Here is a 21,953-nt window from a genome sequence, read left to right as displayed (position 1 = left end):
AACGACAACAGCCCATTGGAATTGGGCGCAAGGTTGCACCCAACCAAATGAAGACAAAGTGAAATCCGCAGGCTTCAAACGGGCGTTGCGGGCCTGCCCAGGGTGAAAGCATCAGCATCCAGCATCGCCGGGAACCGCGCGCGGTGGGCGGCCAACGCAGCGGCGGAAATCGTGGTGGTCACCACCTGCTCGCGGCTGCGGATCTCCACCTGGGGCTGTCCAAGAAAATCGATCACCGCACTGTCGCCATCGTAATGCAGCGCGTTGCCGTCCACGCCCACGCGGTTGACCGCCGCGACATAGCACAGGTTTTCGATCGCGCGCGCGCGCAGCAGCGCACGCCAGGGATAGGCACGCGCCGAGGGCCAGTTGGCGACGAAAATCTGCAGGTCGAAGTCCAGGTCATCGGCGCGCTCCACGTTGAAGCGGTTGCGGCAGAACACCGGGAAGCGCAGGTCGTAGCAGACCAGCGGATTGATCCGCCAGCCCTTCCAGTCCACCGTGAGGCGCTCATTGCCGGCCGCATAGCGCAGGTGTTCATCGCCGTAACGGAACAGGTGCCGTTTGTCGTAATGCCGGAGCCCGCCGTCGGGCGTGGCCCACAGCAACCGGTTGTATACACCCTCGCCCACCCGCACCTGCACGCTGCCGGTGATGGCTGCGCCGAGCGCCGCCGCCTGTTCGCGCATCCACGCCACGGTGGGACCGTCCATGTCCTCGGCGCGGAAGATGGCGTCGTTGGAAAATCCACTGGTGAAGGTTTCCGGCAGGATCACCAGGTCGGTCTGGCCGGCCAGCGGTGCCAGCAGCTCGCCGTAGTGCCTGCGGTTGCCTTCCGGGTCGTGCCAGCGAGTATCGCCCTGCACCAGGGTGACGCGCAGGTCAGGGCGGTTTGTCGCACTCATCAGAGCAGCCTCAACCGTTCGATCGCCGCATCCATGGTCGCGTCGTTCTTGGCAAAGCACAGCCGCACGATGCGCTGGCCTTCCGGCGGCGTTTCGTAGAACGGCGAGAGCGGAATGGCGGCTACGCCCTTTTCCACGGTCAGCCACTTCACGAACTCGTGGTCCGGCAGGTCGCTGACGGCCGAGTAGTCCACCAGCTGGAAGTAGCCGCCCGGTACCGGCAGCGGCGCCAGCCGCGTGCCCAGCAACTGTTGGTGGAAACGGTCGCGCTTGGCCTGGTAGAACGCCCCCAGCTGCAGATGGTGTTCCGGTTCGTCGCGGATCATCGCGGCGAAGCCATACTGCGCCGGGCCGAAACTGGTGAACGTGTTGTACTGGTGCACCTTGCGGAATTCCGCGCTCAGCGCCGGCGGGGCTACCGCGTAACCGATCTTCCAGCCGGTGCAGTGGTAGGTCTTGCCGAAGCTGGAGATGACAAAGGTTCGCTCGCGCAGTTCCGGGTACCGCAGCGCCGATTCGTGGCGCCGGCCGTCGTAGATGATGTGCTCGTACACCTCGTCGGAAATCAGGTAGATGCCGGTGCCACGCAGCACCTCGATCAGCGCCTGCATGTCCGCCGCGTCAAGCATCGCGCCGGACGGGTTGTGGGGCGTGTTGACCATCAGCAGGCGGGTTTTCGGGGTGATCGCCGCGCGCACCCGGTCCCAGTCGACGCGGAAGGTGTGCGGGTCCAGCGGCACGTGCACGGCGCGCGCGCCGGCCAGGTCGATGGCCGGCTCGTAGCAGTCGTAGGCCGGATCGAGGACGATCACTTCCTCGCCGGGGCGGACCACGGCGTGGATGGCGTTGAAGATGGCCTCGGTGGCGCCGCTGGTGACGGTGATTTCGGTGTCGGGGTCGATCTGCGCGCCGTACAGGTCCAGCGATTTCTGGGCGATGGCCTGGCGCAGCGGGGCCACGCCGGTCATCGGCGGGTATTGGTTCAGGCCGCCCTGCATGGCCTTGATGGTTTCATCGAGCAGGCGCTGCGGTGCGGAAAAGTCCGGAAAGCCCTGGCCCAGGTTCACGGCGCCGTGTTCGGCAGCCAGCTGGGACATCACGGTGAAAATGGTGGTGCCCACCTTGGGCAGCTTGGTCTGGGGGTTCATCGGCAGGGGATTGGACAGGGACAAGGCAGTGTAAAGGATCGGTAGCGCCGGCCGTTGGCCGGCTGCCTTTCGTTTCGGGGTTATGAACGCCTGTAACCCGGCTTCGGATCGTCTAAACGTCGGACGGATCATCGGAACCGCGTTTTGGGCCGCGCTGCGCGCGGTGTCCGGCCAACGGCCGGGGCTACGAATTCATACGGGCCCATTGGGATCTGGATCAATCAACCATGGGGCACGAACCGTTACGGGCCCATTGGGATCTGGATCAATCGACCATGGGGCGCGAACCGTTACGGGCCCGTTGGGATCGGGATCAATCCGCCGGTACACTGCTGCGATGCTGAATTCTTCGAATTCCCCTCCGCTGCTGGCCGCCCATGGCCTGGCCTTCAGTCGCAACGATGAACCGGTGTTCGGGCCGCTGGACCTGCACGTGGATGCGGGTGAGGCGCTGCTGGTGCAGGGCGACAACGGCGCCGGCAAGACCACCCTGCTGCGGGTGCTGGCCGGGCTGCTGCGGGCGGACAGCGGGACGATCCAGATTGATGGCCGACCGGCCGGCCACCGCGAGCGAGCGCAGTTCGTGGCCTACCTGAGCCACCTGCCCGCGCTCAAGCCGGACCTGGACGCACTGGAGAACCTGGACTTCCTGTGCGGCCTGCACGGCCGCCGTGCACGGCAGATGCCGGGCAACGCGCTGGCCATCGTCGGCCTGGCCGGGTTCGAGGACACGCTGGTGCGGCAGTTGTCGGCTGGCCAGAAACGACGCCTGGCGCTGGCGCGGATCTGGTTGTCGCCTGCCCCGCTGTGGCTGCTGGATGAGCCTTACGCCAATCTGGACCTGGATGGCATCAATCTGGTCAACCGGATGATTTCCGCGCATCTGCGCAGTGGTGGGGCGGCGCTGGTGACTACCCATGGGGCCTATGCAGCGCCGCCGGTGCGGACGCGGTTGGTGACGTTGGGCTCTGCCGGTCATGGTCCGGCACTACCGGAACATGTGCCTGCCGCCGGAGGTGATGCATGATCGCGCCGGGTACCCAACCGGGCTTGTGGCAGACCGCGCGTGCCCTGGCCGGCCGCGACCTGCGCCTGCTGTGGCGGCGCCGGGGCGATGCGCTGCAGCCGCTGCTGTTCGCGCTGCTGGTGGTGGTGCTGTTCGCGTTGGCCTTGGGCCGCGATCCGCCGATGATGGCCAAGGTCGCTGCCGCCGTGCTCTGGCTGGCCGTGCTGCTGGCCGGCCAGCTCTCGCTGGACAGCCTGTTCCGCAGCGATGCCGAAGATGGTTCGCTCGAACAATGGCTGCTGGCGCCAGTTCCGTTGGCCTGGCTGGTGCTGGTGCGGGTGCTGGTGCACTGGGCCACCACCGCCCTGCCGATGATCGTGGTCAGCCCGCTTTTTGCCGAAATGCTGCATCTGCCACATGACCAACTGCCGATACTGCTGGCATCGTTGCTGCTCGGCACGCCACTGCTCAGCCTGATCGGCGGGGTGGTGGCGGCGCTGACAGTGAGCATCCGACGCTCTGGTATTCTCGTGGCGTTGCTGGCATTGCCGCTGTTTGTTCCGGTGCTGGTGTTCGGTGCCGGCAGTGTGGCTGCTGCCGCGCGCGGTCAAGATCCGGTGGGGGCGTTGCTGCTGCTCGGTGCGGGTCTGGTCGTGGCGCTGGTGTTGGCGCCGCTGGCTACCGCGGCGGCGATACGGATTTCGTTGAGTTGATACGTTCTGGTTGGTTCTTCGCCCTTCGCTGGATAGCCATCGCTAAATGAACAGCTTTATCCGCTGGTTCCACCAACTGGGTTCACCCCCCACCTTCGACCGCTTCGCATCGCGCTGGTCGCGGGTGTTCTACGTTGCCGCCGTGCCGGTGCTGCTGATCGGCATCTGGCAGGGGCTGTGGGTGGTGCCTGCCGAGCAGACCCAGAACGACGCCTTCCGCATCATCTATATCCATGTGCCCAGCGCCTGGATGAGCCTGTTCGTATTCGCCCTGATGGCGTTGTATTCGGCCATCGCGCTGGTCTGGCGGATCAAGATCTGCGAAATCCTGGCCATGGCCTGCGCGCCGATGGGCGCCGGCTTCACCCTGATCACCCTGCTCACCGGCAGCATCTGGGGCAAAGGCACCTGGGGCACCTGGTGGGATTGGGACCCGCGCATGACCAGCGAACTGATCCTGCTGTTCCTGTACCTGGGCGTGATCGGCCTGTACCACGCCATTGAAGACCGCCGCAGCGCCGCGCGCGCGGCCGGCCTGCTGGCCATCGTCGGGGTGGGCCTGCTGCCGATCATCCGCTACTCGGTGGACTGGTGGGGCGGCCTGCACCAGCGCCAGTCGGTGAACGTGTTCGGCGAAAATGCCGTGCGCCCCGAACTGATCGCCCCATTGTGGTGGATGGTGGTGGCCACCAAGTTGTGGTTCGTCGGCTCGCTGCTGGCCAAGGCCCGCGCCGACAACCTGAGCCGTGAAGCCGGCAAAGCCTGGGTGGCCGAGCGCCTGGACACCCTGCCCACGGGAGAACTGCCGCGATGACCCACGTTCCCTTCATCATTGCCGCGTTCTCGGTGTTCGTACTGGTGCTGGCCGCCGACGCGTTGGGTTCCTGGCTGCGCCTGCGCAGCGCGCGCGGCCAGGCCGTGCGCCGCGCCGCGCGGCTGCGTGCCCGGGATGGATCCCCGCCTGCCGCGCCGCTGACCACGGAATTGAGCCGATGACGCCGGTTCAACGCCGACGCCTGTTCTGGGTGCTGCTGCTGCTGCTCGCGTCGGGCCTGGCCACCACGCTGGTAGCCTTCGCGCTCCAGCGCAACATCGCCTACCTCTATACGCCTTCCGAAGTGCTGCGCGGCGAACAGGGCACGCAGTCCAATTTCCGCTTGGGCGGCATGGTGGTAAAGGGGTCGTTCCAGCGCGCCGAAGGGTCGCTGGAAGCGCATTTCGTGGTGACCGATGGCGATGCCACGCTGCCGGTGACCACCTCGCGGATCCTGCCGGACATGTTCCGCGAAGATTCCGCCGTGGTCGCCCTGGGCCGCCTGCAGGGCGGCACCTTCATCGCCGATGAAGTGCTGGCCAAGCACGACGAGAACTACATTCCCAAGGAAGTGGCCGACAAGATGGGCCAGGCCCACAGCAAACACGACGTGCCAGTGCCCGCCGTGGAGGAACGCTGAGTGCTGCCTGAGCTGGGGCAGGTCCTGCTGGGGTGTGCGTTGCTGGCAGCGTTGCTGCAGGCGGTGCTGCCGCTGTGGGGCGCGCAGCGGCAACGCACGGCATGGATGGCCGTGGCCCGCCCGGCCGCGTTCGTCCAGCTGATCGCGCTGCTGGGCGCCTTCGCGCTGCTCACCGTGGCCTTCGTGCAGCAGGATTTCTCGGTGGGCTACGTCGCCGAAAACTCCAACAGCCTGCTGCCGTTGGCCTATCGCTATTCGGCGGTATGGGGTGCGCACGAAGGCTCGCTGCTGCTGTGGGTGGTGGTGCTGGCATTGTGGGGCGGCGCGGTGGCGCTGTGGTCGCAACGCCTGCCCGATACCGTGCGCGCGCGGGTGCTGGGGGTGATGGGCATCATCAGCCTGGGCTTCATCGCCTTCCTGTTCTTCACCTCCAACCCGTTCGCGCGGCTGGTGCCTGCCCCCCTTGAGGGCCGCGACCTCAATCCGTTGCTGCAGGACCCGGGCCTGATCATCCACCCACCGATGCTGTACATCGGCTACGTGGGTTTCGCGGTGCCCTTCGCCTTCGCCATCGCCGCCCTGCTCGACGGTCGCGTCGATGCACGCTGGCTGCGCTGGACCCGGCCGTGGACCAACGTGGCCTGGGGCTTCCTCACCCTGGGCATCGCCCTTGGCAGCTGGTGGGCGTATTACGAGCTGGGTTGGGGCGGCTGGTGGTTCTGGGACCCGGTGGAGAACGCCAGCTTCATGCCGTGGCTGGTCGGCGCCGCGTTGATCCATTCGCAGGCCGTCACCGAAAAACGGGGCAGCTTTGCCAGCTGGACATTGCTGCTGGCCATCGCCGCGTTCGCCCTGTCGCTGCTGGGCGCGTTCCTGGTGCGTTCGGGCGTGCTCACCAGCGTGCATTCGTTCGCGGCCGATCCCTCTCGGGGCGCCTTCATCCTGGCGTTCCTGGCGCTGGTGATCGGCGCGTCGCTGCTGCTGTATGCCCTGCGCGCCGGCGCACTGGGCAACGACGACCCACGCCGGGGCTTCATGCCCACCTCGCGCGAAACCCTGCTGCTGGCCAACAACCTGCTGCTGGCCGGCGCCTGCGCCATGGTGCTGCTGGGTACGCTGTACCCGTTGCTGGCCGACGCGTTGGGCATGGGCAAGGTCTCGGTGGGGCCGCCCTACTTCGGCACATTGTTCATCGTGTTGATGGCGCCGCTGGTGGCGCTGCTGCCGTTCGGGCCGCTGGTCAACTGGCAGCGCGACCAGGCCTCGAAGCGGCTGGCGCTGCTGGCACCGTGGGCGGTGCTGGCCTTGCTGCTGGGCGTGCTGGCGTGGTTCATGGCACCGCAAGGCAAGCTCAAGGCCGCTGCCGGCGTCGCCGCCGCCGCGTGGGTGGCGCTGGGCACCGCACGCTTCATCTGGACCCGCCTGCGTGGCAATGGCCGCTTCAATGCGGAAATGATCGGCATGCTGCTGGCCCATACCGGCGTGGCCGTGTTCCTGGTCGGCGCGTTGCTGGTGGAAGCCCTGAACGTGCAGCGCGAAGTGGCGCTGAGCCCGGGGCAGACCCTTGAGGTCAGCGGCTACACCCTGCGTTTTGAAGGCGCGGACCACCAGCAGGGCCCCAACTACGTGGCCGACCGTGGCCATGTGCGGGTGCTGCACGGTGGGCGCGAGCTGGCTCTGCTGCACCCTGAAAAGCGCGCCTATGCCAGCGGCGGCCAGATCATGACCGAAGCCGGCATCCTTGCCCGCGTGCGCGGCGATGTTTACGTGGCACTGGGCGAGGCGCTGGGCAACAATGCCTGGGCGGTGCGCGTGCACGTCAAACCCTTCGTGCGCTGGGTCTGGCTGGGCGCACTGCTGATGGCGCTGGGCGGTTTCGTCACCGCCACCGATCGCCGTTTCCGCCGTTTGAAGGAGTAGTTCCGTGTCCGCCCCCCGCCCCGCCTCACGCCCGCTGCCGCCCGTTGCCATCGTCATCGGCGTGCTGTTCTTCTTCGGGCTGCTCGGGTTGATGGTGTACGGGGTGATGAAATCCGGCGCGCCCGACCGCGACATCCTGCCCTCGGCGCTGATCGGCAAGCCGGCCCCGGCCTTCGAATTGCCGGTGCTGCACGACCCCACCGTCACCGTCAGCAGCAACCAGCTGCGCGGCGCCCCCTACGTGCTCAACGTGTGGGGCAGCTGGTGCGCGGCCTGCCGCGAAGAACACCCGATCCTGACCCGCTTTGCCGAAACCAAGCGCGTGCGCGTGATCGGCTACAACTGGAAGGACGAACCGGCCGATGCATTGCGCTGGCTGGAACAGCTGGGCAATCCGTTCGTGCTGGTGCTGGCCGACGTCGAAGGCCGCACCGCCATCGACTGGGGCGTGACCGCCGCGCCGGAAACCTTCCTGGTGGATGCCAGCGGCGTGGTGCGCTGGAAGTACAGCGGCGCGCTCACCCAGCGCGTGATCGATACCCAACTGCTGCCCGAGCTGGAGAAGCTGGAGCGTGCCAATGCACAACCGCAACGTGCCCTGCCTGCCGCGCCGTAACCTGCGGCGCCTGCTGCGCGCGGGGCTGCTGGCAGTGGCCCTGCTGCTGCCGTTGATCGCCGCTGCCCAGGCGGTGTCCGACCCGACCCCGCTGCAGTACCGCGATGTAACCGAAGAAGCGCGCTTCCATGCGCTGGCTGCCGAGCTGCGCTGCGTGCAATGCCAGAACCAGTCCCTGGCCGATTCCAACGCGCAGATCGCGCACGACCTGCGCCGCGAAGTGCTCATGTTGATGCAGCAGGGCAACAGCGATGCACAGATCAAGCAGTTCCTGGTGGACCGTTACGGGCAATTCGTGCTGTACCGCCCGCTGATGGATACCCGCAACAGCGTGCTGTGGTTCGGGCCGCTGGTGCTGGTACTGGTCGGTGCCGGCGTGCTGGTGTGGGTGGTACGCCGGCGCAGCCGCCAGGTGCAACCGATGGGCTACAGCGAGGAGCGCTGGTGAGCGCGTGGATGCAGATGATTGCCGGCCTGGCCGCCGCCGTGGTGGCCATGGTGGTGCTGTGGCCGCTGCGAAGCAGCGGGCGGCGCGGGCCGTTCCTGGCGGCGGTGATCGCCGTTGGCATGGCCGGTGTGGCGCTGTACATGCTGGTGGGCACGCCGAAGGCCGCCGATGTCGTCGCCGTTGGAGGTCCCGCTTCGTTGGAGCAGGGTGTGCGCGAGCTGGAACAGGCGCTGGAGCGCGATCCGCAGCGCGCCGATGGCTGGGCGCTGCTCGGCCGTTCAGAGCTGGCGCTGGGCAACACCGAAAAGGCCAACCAGGCCTTCGCGCGTGCCGTGGCGCTTGCCCCGGATGAAGTGCCCGTGCTGGTGGAAGCCGCGCAGGCGCGTGCGCAGGCCGACCCGGCCAAGCGGTTCGACAACGTCGGCCTGCAGTGGCTGCGCCACGCCCAGCAGCTGGATCCTGCCAGCGAACGCGCCGGCTGGCTGATCGGCATCGCCCAGCGGCAGCGCGGGCAGGATGCCGAGGCCGCAGCTACGTGGGAAGCGCTGCTGCCCCGGTTGGAGCCGGCAGCTGCCACTGCGCTGCGCGAGCAGATTGCGATTGCACGGGAAAAAGCGGGCATGCCAACTGCGGCGCCTGACGCTGCTTCGTCCTCGGTGGGATTGGATATCGAGGTAACGCTGGACCCTGCATCCAGTGCGGGCAAGGCGTTGGCCGCTGGTACGCAGGTGTTCGTGATCGCACGGATGCCCGGTGGGCCACCGATGCCGGTGGCCGTGGAGAAGCACCCGGCGACAGCATTGCCGTTGCGTATCCGACTGGATGATGCCGACAGCCCGATGCCTACGGCGACGCTGTCGTCGCTGAAGGAAGTGGAGGTGTTCGCGCGGCTTTCGGCCTCGGGAACCGCCAGCCGGCAGGAGGGCGATGTGGATTCGAAGGCGGTGCAGGTGATCTTGCCGCACGAAGGCACGATCAAGTTGGTCATCGCGCCGTAGATCCACGCCGCGCCGCATCCGTCCGACACCGCGAAGCCACGCAGGGCGTGGCTCTACGCGACACACCATGCCGCCCATCACCACGGCACAACCGCCCGGCCCAGTTAAACTGACCCCATGACCGAATTCATCCCGCCCGGCACCCGCTACCATGCCCTGCCCTCGCCCTTCGCGTTCAAGCGCGGCGGCCAGCTGCACGGTGCGCACGTGGCCTATGAAACCTGGGGCACGCTCAACGCCGACGCCAGCAACGCGGTGCTGATCGTCACCGGCCTGTCGCCCGACGCGCATGCCGCCGCCAATGACGGCAACCCCGCGCCCGGCTGGTGGGAAGGCATGCTTGGACCGGGCAAGGCGATCGACAGCGACCGTTGGTTCGTGGTCTGCGTGAACTCGCTGGGCAGCTGCAAGGGCTCCACCGGCCCGGCCACCGTGGACCCGGCCAGCGGCGAGCTGTACCGGCTGCAATTCCCCGAACTGTCCATCGAAGATGGCGCCCGCGCCGCCGTGGATCTGGTGCAGGCACTGGGCATCACCCAGCTGGCCTGCGTGATCGGCAATTCGATGGGCGGCATGACCGCGCTGGCGGTACTGCTGTTGCACCCGGGTATCGCGCGCAGCCACATCAACATTTCCGGCAGCGCACAGGCGCTGCCGTTCTCGATTGCGATCCGCTCACTGCAGCGTGAGGCGATCCGGCTGGACCCGCAATGGAACGGCGGACGCTACAGCGATGCGCACTATCCCGAATCGGGCATGCGCATGGCGCGCAAGCTCGGCGTGATCACCTACCGTTCCGCGCTGGAATGGGACGGTCGCTTCGGCCGTGTGCGGCTGGATTCGGACCAGGCCGACGATGACCCGTTCGGGCTCGAGTTCCAGGTCGAAAGCTACCTGGAAGGTCACGCACGCCGCTTCGTGCGCTTCTTCGATCCGAACTGCTATCTCTACCTCAGCCGTTCAATGGACTGGTTCGACCTGGCCGAATACGCCGACGGCGATGTGATGGCCGGTCTTGCGCAGATCCGCGTGGAAAAGGCGCTGGCGATCGGCGCCAACACCGACATCCTGTTCCCGGTGCAGCAACAGCAGCAGATCGCCGACGGCCTGCGTGCCGGCGGTGCCGATGCGCAGTTCATCGGGCTGGAGTCGCCGCAGGGCCACGATGCGTTCCTGGTCGACTTCGAGCGGTTCGGGCCGGCAGTGCGCACGTTCCTGGACGCGCTCTGAGCCATGCGCCAGCAGGGCAGGCTGAGCGACTGGAATGACGCCCGCGGGTTTGGCTTCGTGCAGCCCAATGGGGGCGGTGACCGCTGCTTCGTGCACATCGGTGCGTTCTCGGCACGCGACCGACGACCTGTGCTGGGTGACGTGATCACCTATGAGGTGCAACGCGATGCCCAGGGTCGATTGAATGCCGCCAATGTGCGATTCGCCCTGCAGCGTGATGGACTCCGGGTGGGCACGGCCAGCAAGGGCAACGGCGGGCGTGACCGGATGCCGCGACGCGCCATCGCCCTGCTGTTCCTGGCGGGCGTGGTGGCAGCCACGGTGCTTGGGCACTGCCCGGCCTGGATTGTCGCACTTTACCTGGGGTTGAGCATTCTCACCTTCCTGGTCTACTGGCACGACAAGAGCGCGGCGCAACGTGATCGGCAACGCACGCCGGAAAAGGTGTTGCAGTTGCTGGCCTTGTCTGGCGGATGGCCGGGCGCACTGTTGGCGCAGGCAACCCTGCGGCACAAAAACCGCAAGCTATCGTTCCAGGTCACGTTCTGGGGGGCGGTGGTGATCAATCTCGCCGCGTTGGCGTGGCTTGCCAGCGGCGGACTGCGCGTCGCCGGATGACGCAGGAGGGCCGGCCAACGGCCGGCCCTGGCGGGAAGGCCTACTTCCCGGCCACCGCGTCGTTCAACGTTGCAATCGCCTGGTCGGCGGTGAACGTGTTCGGCTTCTGGATCTTCGGGAACTCCTTGAAGGTGTCGTTGAACTTCGTCAACAACGCAATGGCCCCGTACACGATGTAGACGTGGTTGATGTACCAGTCCCAATAGGTGTTCGAGGTGACATCGGCGAACTCGTAGGGATCGGTGCGCAGGTTGTAGATCTTGGGGATGCGCATCGGGGTGAACGGTTCGCCCCAGACCGCCATCGTGCCTTTGCAGCGCTGTTCGATGAAGGTGACCTTCCAGTTGTCGTACCGCAGGCCCAGCGTGTCGCCGTCGTCGGAAATGTAGACGAACAGCTTGCGCGGCGAGTGTTCGGCCTTGCCGGTCAGGTACGACCACAGGCTCACGCCGTCGATGTGGTTCTTGTAGGTGCGCCCGATCGCCTTGACCCCCTTCTTGAGGTCGTCCACCACCGTCTTGTTGCCGGCCACTTCCAGGAAGGTGGGCAGCCAGTCGTGGTGCTGCACGATTTCGGTGGAGATCGTGCCCGGCTTGATCTTGCCGGGGAAGCGTGCCACCAGCGGAATGCGGAACGCCCCTTCCCAATTGGTGTCCTTCTCGCTGCGGAACGGGGTCATGCCGCCGTCCGGCCACGAGTTGCGGTGCGGGCCGTTGTCGGTGGAGTACACCACCAGGGTGTCGTCGGCGATGCCCAGTTCGTCCAGGTAATCCAGCAGCGAGCCCACGTTCTTGTCGTGGTCGATCATCGTGTCGTGGTACGGCGACTGCCAGCGCCCCGCCTGGCCCAGGCTTTCGGGCTTGGTGTGGGTGTACAGGTGCATGTGGGTGAAATTCACCCAGACGAAGAACGGCGTTTCATCATCGGTGGCCTGCTTGATGAAGCCTTTCGCGCGTCCAGCGAAATCGTCGTCGCAGGTCAGCATGCGCTCGCGGTCGAGTGGACCGGTATCTTCTATTTTCTGCCTGCCCACCTTGCCCCAGCGAGGTTGTTCGGTGGCATCGTCCTTGTCGGTCGCAACGCTGTGGATCACACCGCGCGGCTTGATGGTTTCAATGAAGGCACCGAACTCTTCCTCGGGGAAGTAGTCGTACATCTCCGGCTCTTCTTCCGCATTGAGGTGGTACAGGTTGCCGTAGAACTCGTCGAACCCATGGTTGGTGGGCAGCATGTGGTTGAGGTCGCCCAGGTGGTTCTTGCCGAACTGCCCGGTGGTGTAGCCCTCGTTCTTCAGCAACGCGGCGATGGTGACGATCTTCTCGCTCATGCCCACCGGCGCGCCCGGTATGCCCACTTTCGACAGACCCGTGCGCAGCACGCTCTGCCCGGTGATGAACGAGGAGCGCCCGGCAGTGCAGGATTGTTCGCCGTAGGAATCGGTGAACATGATGCCTTCACGGGCGATGCGGTCGATGTTGGGGGTCTGGTAGCCCATCAGCCCGTGCGAGTAACAGCTCAGGTTGGAGATGCCGATGTCATCGCCCCAGATGACCAGGATATTGGGCTTTTTGTTCTTGGCGGTGGCCATTCATTTCTCCAACGTGCTGGGGCGGGTTCCTGCATGATCCCTGCGCTGTCGGGGGGCAGCCAGCGTGTTTTTACTTACGCAGGCTAAGTAATTCCTGTTCTGTGGGTGGGTCGCTCGCAGATGCGGCGTACCGATCACCGGTCGGTACCTGCCGGTGCTGTCAGCGCCATGCGCTGCCTACCTGCACGTAGACGGTGTCGTCTTCCGGGCCGAAGGCGTCGTTCTCGGTCTTCATGCCCGCCACGCCGTAGATGTTCGGCGGGATCATCTGCTTGCGACCATCGGTAGCGGTACGCTCCAGCGCGGCGCCTTCCGGGCGGTGGAAGAACGCCAGCGCCACGCCGCCGCCATAACCCACCGCCGGGTCGCTGATCACCACCGGCACGGGCAGGAAGCCCTTGCGGTCCAGCAGCCAGCGCGACATGTCGAAATGGCCGTCGTGCGGGTCCTTGAAGATGCTGGCCTTGGGTGCGGCCGTTTCCTGCCCTGTGGCGGCTGCTTCCGTTTCCTGCGCCTGGGCAGCCGCGCACGACGCGGCGTGAAAGAGCGCCGCTGCCGCACACCATCTCGTCCATCCACGCATGCCGTGCTCCTGGTAGCCCAATGGCGCCTGCAGACACACTGCCAGACCGGCGCGCATTCAAGCCACGGCCGTTTTACGTAGCAGCCCCCAGTACAACTACTGATGCGGCCATCATGCCGATCGCAGGCTTCCATCATGCAACCTGAAACTGCGGTGCACGATGCCGTCGGGTAACTCGTCATGCGTGATCATCACCAGACTACGCCCGCCCAACGCGGCCACCAGGTCATGCAGTAACGCATGCGCCGTGTCCACGTCCAATCCTTCGGTCGGCTCATCCAGCAACAGAATCGGCGAACCGCGCAGCAGCGCGCGGGCCAGCGCCAGCCGGCGTGCCTGCCCGGCCGACATGGTGGCGCCATTCTCCCCTACCCATGCCTGCAATCCCCCGATGCGCTCGGCCCAGGCATGCAGCCGCACATCGGCCAGCACCTGCCACAGCCTCTCATCGCTGGCCTGCGCATCGCCCAAGCGAAGGTTGTCGGCAATGCTGCCGGCGAACACCGGCGCGTGCTGCGGCAGCCAGGCGATCTGGCGGTGCCAGTCGGCCTGGGCAATGCTGCGGATGTCCTGGCCGCCGTACAGCACGCGGCCACCATCGGGGTCCCATAGGCGCAGCAGCAACGACGACAAGGTGGTCTTGCCGCTGCCGCTGTCGCCGCGGATGGCGATGCGGTCGCCCGGTTCCAGCTTGAGCTGCACGCCATCCAGCAGTGCCCTGCCCTGTCCTGGCCAGCGGAAGTCCACCCTTTCCAACTGCAGCGTTGCCGGGTGGACCGGCAGCGCCACCGGCGCCTCGGCATCGACCACACCCGGTGCCTGGTCAACGATGGTTTCCAACCGCGCAGCCGCCACGCGCCCGGACAACCAGGACTGCCAGGCCAGGCCGATACCGGCCCACAGCTCGATCAATGCCACGGTAAGGAACACCAGCGCCGCCGCCAACGCTGCATCGATCGCACCACGCTCGAACCCGCGCAGCGCCACCCACAACATGCCCACCAGCCCGACCGATGCACACACCCCATGCAGCGCGTTGCCGCCCACCAGCCGCCAGCGGCGGCGACGGTCGCGCGAGCGCAGCTGTTTGGCCGCCACCAGCACGCGCAGGTTCCAATGCTCGCGCGCCTGCAGCGCGGTCAGGTCGGCTGCGCCCTCCAACCCCTCGAACGATTGCGTGCGCAGCTGCGCGCGGTGCAGCGCGCGGTCCCGCTCATGGCCGCCGGCACCGCGTACGGTCAGCCATGGCACGCCCACGCCGATGAGCAGTGCCAGCACCGCCAGCAGCAGCGCGGCCGGCGGGTGGATCAGCGCGGCAGAACCCACCGCCACCAGCGACACACCGCCCAGTGCCAGCAACGGGCCGATGGCGCGCACCAGCAGGCCATCCACTTCGCCGATGTCCGACATCAGCCGTGCCAGCAGCTCACCGGTGCGGATGCCGGCCAGCCGGGCCGGCGCCAGCGGCAGCGCGCGGCGGAAGAACCACACGCGCAGGTCGCGGGCGATGCGCAGGGTGACATCGTGGCCGACCAGCTTTTCGAAATAGCGCGACACGATCCGCGCCATGGTCAGGCCACGGATGCCGGCCGACGGCGAGAAGAAGTTGAAGCCACTGCCCAGCCCGGCCGCACCAGCCAGCGCGGCAGCCGTGAGGAAGCCGCCGGACAGACCCAGCAACGCGGTGCCGGCCAGCATGGTGGCCCACAGCAGCAGCACCGTGAGCAGCAGGCGGCCGCGGTGGCGGGCGAACACCTGCTTGAGGGAATCATCGCGAACCAGGCTCATGCCGGTTCCTCCATGGCCTGTGCCCGGCCTTGTGCGGTCAACGCAAGCCGCGTATCGGCCCAATGCATCACCGTTTCGCTGTGGGTGGCGATCACTACCGCGCGGTCGCGGGCGAACGCAGCCAGCGTCTGCAACAGCGCGGCTTCCGTTTCAGGGTCCAGGAACGCGGTCGGCTCATCCAGCAGCAACAGCTGTGGATCACGCAGCAGCAACCGCGCCAACCCGATCCGTCGCGCCTCGCCGCCAGACAGCCCAAAGCCACGCTCGCCAATCACGGTATCCAGCCCCTCGGGCAGATGGGCGGCAAAGCGCATCACCTGTGCCGCTTCGGCCACGGCGCGCAGCCGCGCATCGCTCACCCCGGGGTCGGCCAGGCGCAGGTTGTCGGCAATGCTGCCGTGGAACAGATATGGGCGCTGGCCGGCATAGCCGACCTCCAGCCCCGGACGCAGCACGATGCTGCCTTCGCGCGGCGGCAACCAACCCGCCAGTGCTTCCAGCAGCGTGCTCTTGCCGCTGCCGCTGGGACCGACCAAGGCCAGCCGCTGGCCCGCTTCAATCTGGAACGAGAGCTGCTGCACCACATCGTGCAAGGCCCCTACCGGGCGCAGCACCAGGTCGCGTACCACCACCGGCGGCGCATGTTCTTCAAGCAGTTCCGGTGACCGCGCTGGCGCGGTCATCACTTCGGGTGCATCGGCCTGCGCCGGCAGTTCGCCCAGCAGGCGCTCCACTTCAGCGGCAGCGGCCAGTGCATTGGCGCGGTCGTGGTAATGCGCGGCCAGCCGCCGCAGCGGCGCATAGAACTCCGGTGCCAGCAGCAGGCAGAACATGCCCGCCCCCAGGGTGGGCACCGCTGCATGCAGCGACATCAACCCCAGATAGCTCAGGCCCAGGTACAGCGCCACCATCGCCACGCTGACCGAAGCAAAGAATTCCAGCACGGTGGAGGACAGGAACGCGATGCGCAGCACCTTCATGGTGCGCTCGCGCACGCCTTCCGCAGCGGCGGCCACGCCTTCCAGCTCGGCCTCACCCCGTCCATACAGGCGCAACAGGCCCAGCCCCTTGATCCGGTCGGCGAAATGCCCGCTCATCCGCGCCAGTTCGCCCAGCTGCGCCCGGCCGGCCGCTTCCGCCCCCCAGCCCACCAGCATCATGAAGAACGGCACCAGCGGTGCGGTGAACAGCAGGATCAGCGCCACCACCCAATCCACCCAGGCCACCGCCAGCAGGATCAGTAGCGGCACCACCACCACTTCGATCCTCACTGGCTGGTAGCCGGCGTAGTAACTCTCCACCGCGTCGCTGTGGGCCAGCATCAGCTCGCCCAGCTCACCGCTGCGCTGCTGGCGCAGCCACAACGGCCCCAGCGCCATCAACCGGCGATAGACCCGCTCGCGCAGCGTCAGCCGGGCCGCATCGGCCACGTCCCCGGCGGCGGCCTGGGTGGCGCTGCCCAGCAGGGCGCGTACCGCCAGTACCGCCAGCAGGCCCAGCAGCACCGGGGTGGCGGCGGCCAGCGGGCGGCGTTCCACCAGCACGGTCTGGATCAACCAGGCAATGGCCGCAGCCTGTCCGATCAGCAGCGCTCCAGACGTGCAGATACACAACGCGGCCAGGTGCCGACGGCTGCGGGCACTGGCAGCCAGGCCGTTGAGCCACTGCAGCCGCTGGCGGCGCAGGGTGGAGGTCTCGATGGCAGGCGCGTCGGGGGGTATGCTCAAAGTGGGTCACTGGCGGCCACAGGAGGTGCCGACCATTGTAATGGGCGCCGGCGTACCCTCCCCGTGCGGCAGGCGGTCGCAGCACGGGTTGCCTACGATCCGCGCATCTACCTGTTCATACATTGATCTCAATCAAGGCTGTTTGAAGTTGCTGGTCACAGAATTCATCCCGTAGACCCCCCTTCCCGCCACCTGATACGGCAAAACTCCCAACGAGGTAGCCAGGCCATGATCGATTCGACAGTCGTAGAACTGTCGCGGCTGCAATTCGCTTTGACCGCGATGTACCACTTCCTTTTCGTCCCCCTCACGCTTGGCCTGTCGTTCCTGGTGGCCATCATGGAAAGCGTGTACGTCATGACCCGCAAACCGGTCTGGCGGCAGATGACCCTGTTCTGGGGCACGCTGTTCGGCATCAACTTCGCCATCGGCGTGGCCACCGGCCTGGTGATGGAATTCCAGTTCGGCATGAACTGGTCGTACTACAGCCACTACGTGGGCGATATCTTCGGTGCGCCGCTGGCGATCGAAGGGCTGATGGCGTTCTTCCTGGAAGCCACCCTGATCGGCCTGTTCTTCTTCGGCTGGAAGCGGCTTAGCCCGGTCAAGCACCTGGCGGTGACGTGGTTCATGGCGCTGGGCACCAACCTCTCCGCGGTGTGGATCCTGATCGCCAACGGCTGGATGCAGAACCCCACCGGTGCGGTGTTCAACCCGGAAACGATGCGCATGGAAGTGGTGGATTTCGCCGCCGTGCTGTTCAACCCGGTGGCGCAGGCCAAGTTCGTGCACACGGTCAGTGCGGGCTACGTGACCGGCGCGATCTTCGTGATGGGCATCAGCGCGTTCTACCTGCTGCGCGACAAGCACAAGGACATGGCCCGCCGTTCCTTCGCAGTGGCCGCCGCGTTCGGCCTGCTGTCGTCGCTGTCGGTGGTGGTGCTGGGCGATGAGAGCGGCTATGCCGCCAGCGAACACCAGAAGATGAAGCTGGCCGCGATCGAAGCGATGTGGGAAACCGAGCGTGCCCCGGCCGACTTCACCGCCTTCGGCATTCCCAACCAGCAGACCCAGCAGAACGACTTTGCGATCAGGATTCCCTACCTGATGGGCCTGATCGCCACCCGGTCGTTCAACCAGCCCATTCCCGGCATCCTGGAACTGGTGGAGCGCGCCGAACACCGCATCAAGGGCGGGCAGCTGGCCTACGGTGCGCTGGAACGCGTGCGCAAGGACAAGAACGACGTCGAGGCGCGCGAGATGTTCGACCGCCATTGGCAGGATCTGGGCCATGGGCTGCTGCTCAAGCGTTACCGCGATGACATCCTCAATGCCACCCCGGAGGAAATCTCCAAGGCGGCAATGGATACCGTGCCGCGCGTGGCGCCGCTGTTCTGGACCTTCCGCATCATGGCCGGGCTGGGCTTCTACCTGATCGCGTTCTTCGCGGTGGCCTTCTACTTCTCCTGCCGCAACACCTTCCATGAGAAGCGCTGGTTCCTGCGGTTGGCGGTGTGGTCGATGCCGGCGCCGTGGATTGCGATCGAATGCGGCTGGTTCGTGGCCGAATACGGCCGCCAGCCGTGGGCGGTGGATGGCGTGCTGCCCACCTTCTACGCAGCGTCCGGCCTTGCCCTGCATGAAATCCTGACCACGCTGGCGGTGTTCACCGCGCTGTACACGGTGCTGCTGGTGATCGAGGTGAAGCTGATGCTCAAGGCGATCCGGATCGGGCCGGCCGACATCCTTCCTTCGCTGCAGCCTACGCGCACGCCGCTTCCCCACAATGCCGCCGCACCGGCTCCCGGTCAGGCATAAGGCAGGAGAACCCCAATGGACATTCTTGGACTTGATTACACCACGCTGCGCGTGATCTGGTGGCTGCTGCTGGGCATCCTGCTGGTCGGCTGGGCGGTGATGGACGGCTTCGACCTGGGCGTGGGTACCCTGCTCCCGTTCGTGGCCAGAACCGATGAAGAACGCCGGCTGGTGATCAACACCGTAGGCCCGGTATGGGAAGGCAACCAGGTGTGGCTGGTGCTGGGCGGCGGTGCGATCTTCGCCGCGTGGCCGCCGCTGTATGCGGTGAGCTTCTCGGGCTTTTACCTGGCGATCTTCGCCATGTTGTTCGGGTTGATCCTGCGCCCGGTGGGCTTCAAGTACCGCAGCAAGATGCCGGGCAAGCGCTGGCGCACCACGTGGGACTGGGTGCTGTTCGTGGGCGGGCTGGTGCCGGCGCTTATCGCCAGCGTGGCGGTGGGCAACGTGCTGCTGGGCGTGCCATACCACTTCGATGACAGCATGCGCATCTTCTACACCGGCTCGTTCTTCGGCCTGCTCACCCCGTTCGCACTGCTGGCCGGCCTGGTGGGCGTGGCCATGATGGTGTCGCACGGCGCGGCCATGCTGGTGCTCAAGACCGACGGCCCGGTGGCCGAGCGGTCGGCACGTTATGGCAGCATCGCCGCGCTGCTCAGCTTCGTGCTGTTCGCCCTTGGCGGTGCATGGGTGGCATTCGGCCTGCCAGGGTATGAGATCACCTCGCAGGTGGTGACCGACGGCCCGACCAATCCGCTGTTGAAGACCGCAGCGGTGGGCACGGCGGCCGGTGGCTGGCTGCGCAACTACAGCAGCATGCCGCTGACCCTGGTGTTCCCGCTGCTGGGCCTGGCCGGTGCACTGGCCAGCGCAGTGCTGCTGCGGGCCCGCCGTGGAATGGCCGCGTTCCTGGCATCGGGCGCATCCATTGCCGGCATCATCCTCACGGTAGGCTTTGCGATCTTCCCGTTTCTGCTGCCGTCCTCCAGCCAACCCGGTGCCAGCCTGACCGTGTGGGACGCCTCATCGAGCCAGCTCACGCTGTTCATCATGCTGGTGGCGACGGTGATCTTCCTGCCGATCGTGATTGCCTACACCAGCTGGGTCTACCGGGTGATGAGGGGCAAGACCACGGCCGAAGACATGGCCGACAATCCGAACGCTTATTGATACGGCGTACCGACCGTTGGTCGGTACGCACCAAACCGTAGGTACCGACCAACGGTCGGTACCCATATTGGGAGAAAAGATATGTGGTATTTCGCCTGGATCCTCGGCACCGGCCTGGCCTCGGCCGCCGCCATCCTCAACGGCATGTGGTTCGAAGCACGAGAGGTCGGCACCACCGACCGCGACGTGCGGTAGCCCCGGCCGTTGGCCGGATGCTTTTCACCGTAGAAAAGGGTTGCCGATAATCCCTTCGCACCGTATCCTTGTCGGCTCCTTCGGGGTGTAGCTCAGTCTGGTAGAGCGCTACGTTCGGGACGTAGAGGTCGCAGGTTCGAATCCTGTCTCCCCGACCACTCCGGTGGTCGCATTGAAGCCTGGAAACATGGATTTCCAGGCTTTTTTGTCAAGGTCGTGGCAACACGGCATCCGAAGGTGAACAACAGGGTCCCCCTTGCCGCCGAAGGGAGGGATCGATACAATAGGCGGCTCCTTACGGGGTGTAGCTCAGTCTGGTAGAGCGCTACGTTCGGGACGTAGAGGTCGCAGGTTCGAATCCTGTCTCCCCGACCATGCAAATGGTCACATTGAAGCCTGGAAGACCTATGTCCTCCGGGCTTTTTTGTATTTGTCGTTCGGAAGCAGCCACGCAGGGCGTGGCTCCATGGCGGGTACAATGCCGCAGCGTTTGGCCCCGGTCGGCGCTGCGCGCCCGCACATCCGCTGCACCCCCACGTGCCGCGCCACCTGCAAGAGATTCCTGCCATGACCCCTGCCGCCCCCCATTCCACGTCCCTGCTGCGCGGACGCGTGCTGGCATTCACCGCCATCCTGCTGGCCGCACTGAACCTGCGCACGGCGGTGACCTCGGTGACCCCGCTGCTGGACCAGCTGGGCCAGACCTTCGGCTTCGGGACCACCATGACCGGCGTGCTGGGCATGCTGCCCACCGCCTCGTTCGCGCTGTTCGGGGTGACCACGCCGATGGTGGCCCGCCGCATCGGCCTGGAGCGCACGGCCCTGCTGGCCATGGCGCTGGCGGCGGCGGGCCTGCTGCTGCGCTCGATGGCCGGCGGCGTGGGCAGCCTGCTGTTCGGCTCGGTGGTGGCGCTGGCCGGCATGGGCATCGGCAACGTGGTGGTGCCGCCGCTGGTGAAGCGCTATTTCGCCAACCGCGTGGGCACGGTGAGCACGCTTTACATCACGGTGCTGCAGCTGGGCACGATGGTGCCGGCGCTGCTGGCCGTGCCACTGGCCGAACAGGCCGGCTGGCGGGTGTCGCTGGGCATCTGGGCGATCTTCGCAGTGGCCGCCACCCTGCCCTGGATCGCGCTGGCGCGTCGCCGCCCGCACCCGGACCCGCTCGATACCGCCGCCGATCCGGCCGTCCAACCGCACGGCAAGGTCTGGCGTACCCCACTGGCGTGGGGCATGGCGCTGATGTTCGGCATGACCTCGTTGATGACCTATTCGATGTTCACCTGGCTGCCACGCATCGTGGTGGAAGCCGGGGCCACGCCGCGCTTTGGCGGGATCATGGTGGCGATCTTCGCCGGGCTGGGGCTGCTGCCGTCGCTGACGATGCCGGCATTGGCGGTGCGCCTGCGCAATCCGTTCCCGTTGGTGGTTGTCGGTTTCAGCGCGTTTTTGATTGCGTTTGCCGGGTTGTTGTTTGCGCCGATGAAAGCGCCGTGGTTGTGGGCGGTGCTGTTGGGAATTGGGCCGTCAACGTTCCCGTTGGCATTGACGTTGATCAATCTGCGGACGCGTACACCTGCAGGTTCAGCGGCGTTGTCCGGCTTCATGCAGGGCGTGGGCTATGCCTTCAGCTGCCTGGGGCCGTTCCTGTTTGGCTGGCTGCACTCGATCAGCGGCGGCTGGCATCTGCCGTTCGGGTTCCTGCTGGTGTGTGCGCTGGTGTTGCTGTGCGCGTCCTGGGTGGCCTGCAAGCCGCAGAAGCTCGAAGACGTGTGGTGATTTGACCGGGGCATGCGATGCGGGTGCCCCATATACCGTGCGCACATTGTGACGCAGCGTGTCCGAAACTGACCCGCAACGCGAAATGGTCAGTGCGGTCGGTCCCGGTGCGCAACCCGCAGGACCGATGAACAGTTTCAGGGTGTACTTCCCCCGGAACGAGGCCGCGAACGCGGCGTAATTACCTTTAAAATCAATCATTTGAATTATTGATCGCGTCTGTTTCCACAGCTGCGGAGACCTTTGTGC

At 66.3% G+C, this 21,953-nt stretch carries 21 protein-coding genes and 2 tRNA genes; 17 read left to right on the top strand and 6 right to left on the bottom strand.

Translation table 11 applies throughout. The annotated features are described in order from the left end of the window. Positions 1-74: 74 nt before the first annotated feature. Together WIX41_RS15630 and WIX41_RS15625 are read right to left on the bottom strand one after the other, a co-directional pair. On the bottom strand, positions 75-905 hold the full coding sequence (locus WIX41_RS15630) for an amidohydrolase (protein ID WP_339449028.1): 831 nt from the start codon (positions 903-905) through the stop codon (positions 75-77). Continuing rightward, entirely contained in the window at positions 905-2,053 is a 1,149-nt protein-coding gene (locus WIX41_RS15625) for a pyridoxal phosphate-dependent aminotransferase (protein WP_339449026.1), read from the bottom strand. The genes WIX41_RS15630 and WIX41_RS15625 overlap by 1 nt, the downstream gene beginning before the upstream one ends. Before the next feature lie 337 nt (positions 2,054-2,390). On the opposite strand from WIX41_RS15625, the gene ccmA reads away from it, so the two are divergent. From ccmA to WIX41_RS15570, 11 genes are all read left to right on the top strand, one after another. After that, positions 2,391-3,080, top strand: a complete 690-nt coding sequence (gene ccmA, locus WIX41_RS15620; protein WP_339449024.1) for a heme ABC exporter ATP-binding protein CcmA — start codon at positions 2,391-2,393, stop codon at positions 3,078-3,080. After that, positions 3,077-3,772: a heme exporter protein CcmB gene (gene ccmB, locus WIX41_RS15615; protein WP_339449022.1), complete on the top strand. Its 696-nt coding sequence runs from the start codon at positions 3,077-3,079 to the stop codon at positions 3,770-3,772. The genes ccmA and ccmB overlap by 4 nt, the downstream gene beginning before the upstream one ends. A 46-nt stretch (positions 3,773-3,818) precedes the next feature. Then, on the top strand, positions 3,819-4,586 hold the full coding sequence (gene ccmC, locus WIX41_RS15610) for a heme ABC transporter permease CcmC (protein ID WP_339449020.1): 768 nt from the start codon (positions 3,819-3,821) through the stop codon (positions 4,584-4,586). Beyond that, positions 4,583-4,768, top strand: a complete 186-nt coding sequence (locus WIX41_RS15605) for a hypothetical protein (RefSeq protein ID WP_339449018.1) — start codon at positions 4,583-4,585, stop codon at positions 4,766-4,768. Before ccmC ends, WIX41_RS15605 begins: the two co-directional genes overlap by 4 nt. Continuing rightward, a complete protein-coding gene (gene ccmE / locus WIX41_RS15600) occupies positions 4,765-5,226 on the top strand; it encodes a cytochrome c maturation protein CcmE (RefSeq protein ID WP_339449016.1) in 462 nt (153 codons plus the stop codon). The genes WIX41_RS15605 and ccmE overlap by 4 nt, the downstream gene beginning before the upstream one ends. Continuing rightward, a complete protein-coding gene (locus tag WIX41_RS15595; protein WP_339449014.1) occupies positions 5,227-7,146 on the top strand; it encodes a heme lyase CcmF/NrfE family subunit in 1,920 nt (639 codons plus the stop codon). It abuts the gene before it with no gap. 91 nt (positions 7,147-7,237) lie between these two features. Beyond that, entirely contained in the window at positions 7,238-7,762 is a 525-nt protein-coding gene (locus WIX41_RS15590) for a DsbE family thiol:disulfide interchange protein (protein WP_409187518.1), read from the top strand. A 10-nt stretch (positions 7,763-7,772) separates the two neighbouring features. Further along, positions 7,773-8,210, top strand: a complete 438-nt coding sequence (locus tag WIX41_RS15585; protein WP_409187517.1) for a cytochrome c-type biogenesis protein — start codon at positions 7,773-7,775, stop codon at positions 8,208-8,210. Next, positions 8,204-9,208 (top strand): tetratricopeptide repeat protein, encoded by a 1,005-nt coding sequence (locus WIX41_RS15580; protein ID WP_409187516.1) that lies wholly within the window; start codon positions 8,204-8,206, stop codon positions 9,206-9,208. The genes WIX41_RS15585 and WIX41_RS15580 overlap by 7 nt, the downstream gene beginning before the upstream one ends. 117 nt (positions 9,209-9,325) lie before the next feature. Beyond that, positions 9,326-10,438: a homoserine O-acetyltransferase MetX gene (metX, locus tag WIX41_RS15575; protein WP_339449008.1), complete on the top strand. Its 1,113-nt coding sequence runs from the start codon at positions 9,326-9,328 to the stop codon at positions 10,436-10,438. A gap of 3 nt (positions 10,439-10,441) precedes the next feature. After that, entirely contained in the window at positions 10,442-11,056 is a 615-nt protein-coding gene (locus tag WIX41_RS15570; protein ID WP_339449007.1) for a DUF1294 domain-containing protein, read from the top strand. 40 nt (positions 11,057-11,096) lie between these two features. Here WIX41_RS15570 and WIX41_RS15565 read toward each other — a convergent pair whose 3' ends face one another. The 4 genes from WIX41_RS15565 to cydD all read right to left on the bottom strand — a co-directional run bounded on the left by WIX41_RS15565 (position 11,097) and on the right by cydD (position 16,742). Continuing rightward, entirely contained in the window at positions 11,097-12,644 is a 1,548-nt protein-coding gene (locus WIX41_RS15565; RefSeq protein WP_339449006.1) for an arylsulfatase, read from the bottom strand. Positions 12,645-12,804: 160 nt separating this feature from the next. Next, positions 12,805-13,227 carry a hypothetical protein gene (locus WIX41_RS15560; RefSeq protein ID WP_339449004.1) on the bottom strand — a complete coding sequence of 141 codons (423 nt, stop codon included), beginning with the start codon at positions 13,225-13,227 and terminating at the stop codon, positions 12,805-12,807. 111 nt (positions 13,228-13,338) lie between these two features. After that, positions 13,339-15,015: a thiol reductant ABC exporter subunit CydC gene (gene cydC / locus WIX41_RS15555; protein ID WP_339449003.1), complete on the bottom strand. Its 1,677-nt coding sequence runs from the start codon at positions 15,013-15,015 to the stop codon at positions 13,339-13,341. Beyond that, positions 15,012-16,742, bottom strand: coding sequence for a thiol reductant ABC exporter subunit CydD (gene cydD / locus WIX41_RS15550; protein ID WP_339449002.1), 1,731 nt, complete (start codon positions 16,740-16,742; stop codon positions 15,012-15,014). Before cydD ends, cydC begins: the two co-directional genes overlap by 4 nt. 228 nt (positions 16,743-16,970) lie before the next feature. On the opposite strand from cydD, the gene WIX41_RS15545 reads away from it, so the two are divergent. The 6 genes from WIX41_RS15545 (at position 16,971) to WIX41_RS15520 (ending at position 21,704) form a co-directional block, all read left to right on the top strand. Then, a complete protein-coding gene (locus WIX41_RS15545) occupies positions 16,971-18,560 on the top strand; it encodes a cytochrome ubiquinol oxidase subunit I (protein ID WP_339449000.1) in 1,590 nt (529 codons plus the stop codon). Between the two features lie 15 nt (positions 18,561-18,575). After that, the gene (gene cydB / locus WIX41_RS15540) at positions 18,576-19,730 is read left to right on the top strand and encodes a cytochrome d ubiquinol oxidase subunit II (RefSeq protein WP_339448999.1); all 1,155 of its coding nucleotides are present in this window, start codon (positions 18,576-18,578) and stop codon (positions 19,728-19,730) included. Between the two features lie 81 nt (positions 19,731-19,811). Continuing rightward, a complete protein-coding gene (gene cydX, locus WIX41_RS15535; protein ID WP_339448998.1) occupies positions 19,812-19,925 on the top strand; it encodes a cytochrome bd-I oxidase subunit CydX in 114 nt (37 codons plus the stop codon). A gap of 81 nt (positions 19,926-20,006) precedes the next feature. Next, positions 20,007-20,083: transfer RNA gene (locus WIX41_RS15530), tRNA-Pro, on the top strand. A gap of 140 nt (positions 20,084-20,223) precedes the next feature. Continuing rightward, a tRNA-Pro gene (locus tag WIX41_RS15525) sits at positions 20,224-20,300 on the top strand. Positions 20,301-20,492: 192 nt separating this feature from the next. Beyond that, positions 20,493-21,704, top strand: coding sequence for a CynX/NimT family MFS transporter (locus WIX41_RS15520; protein WP_339448997.1), 1,212 nt, complete (start codon positions 20,493-20,495; stop codon positions 21,702-21,704). Positions 21,705-21,953 lie beyond the last annotated feature (249 nt).

It is taken from the genome of Stenotrophomonas sp. AB1(2024) (genome assembly GCF_037482345.1).
Classification (GTDB): Bacteria; Pseudomonadota; Gammaproteobacteria; order Xanthomonadales; family Xanthomonadaceae; genus Stenotrophomonas.
Note: the sequence above shows the minus strand (reverse complement) of the source record. Positions and strands in the feature narration are given on the sequence as shown.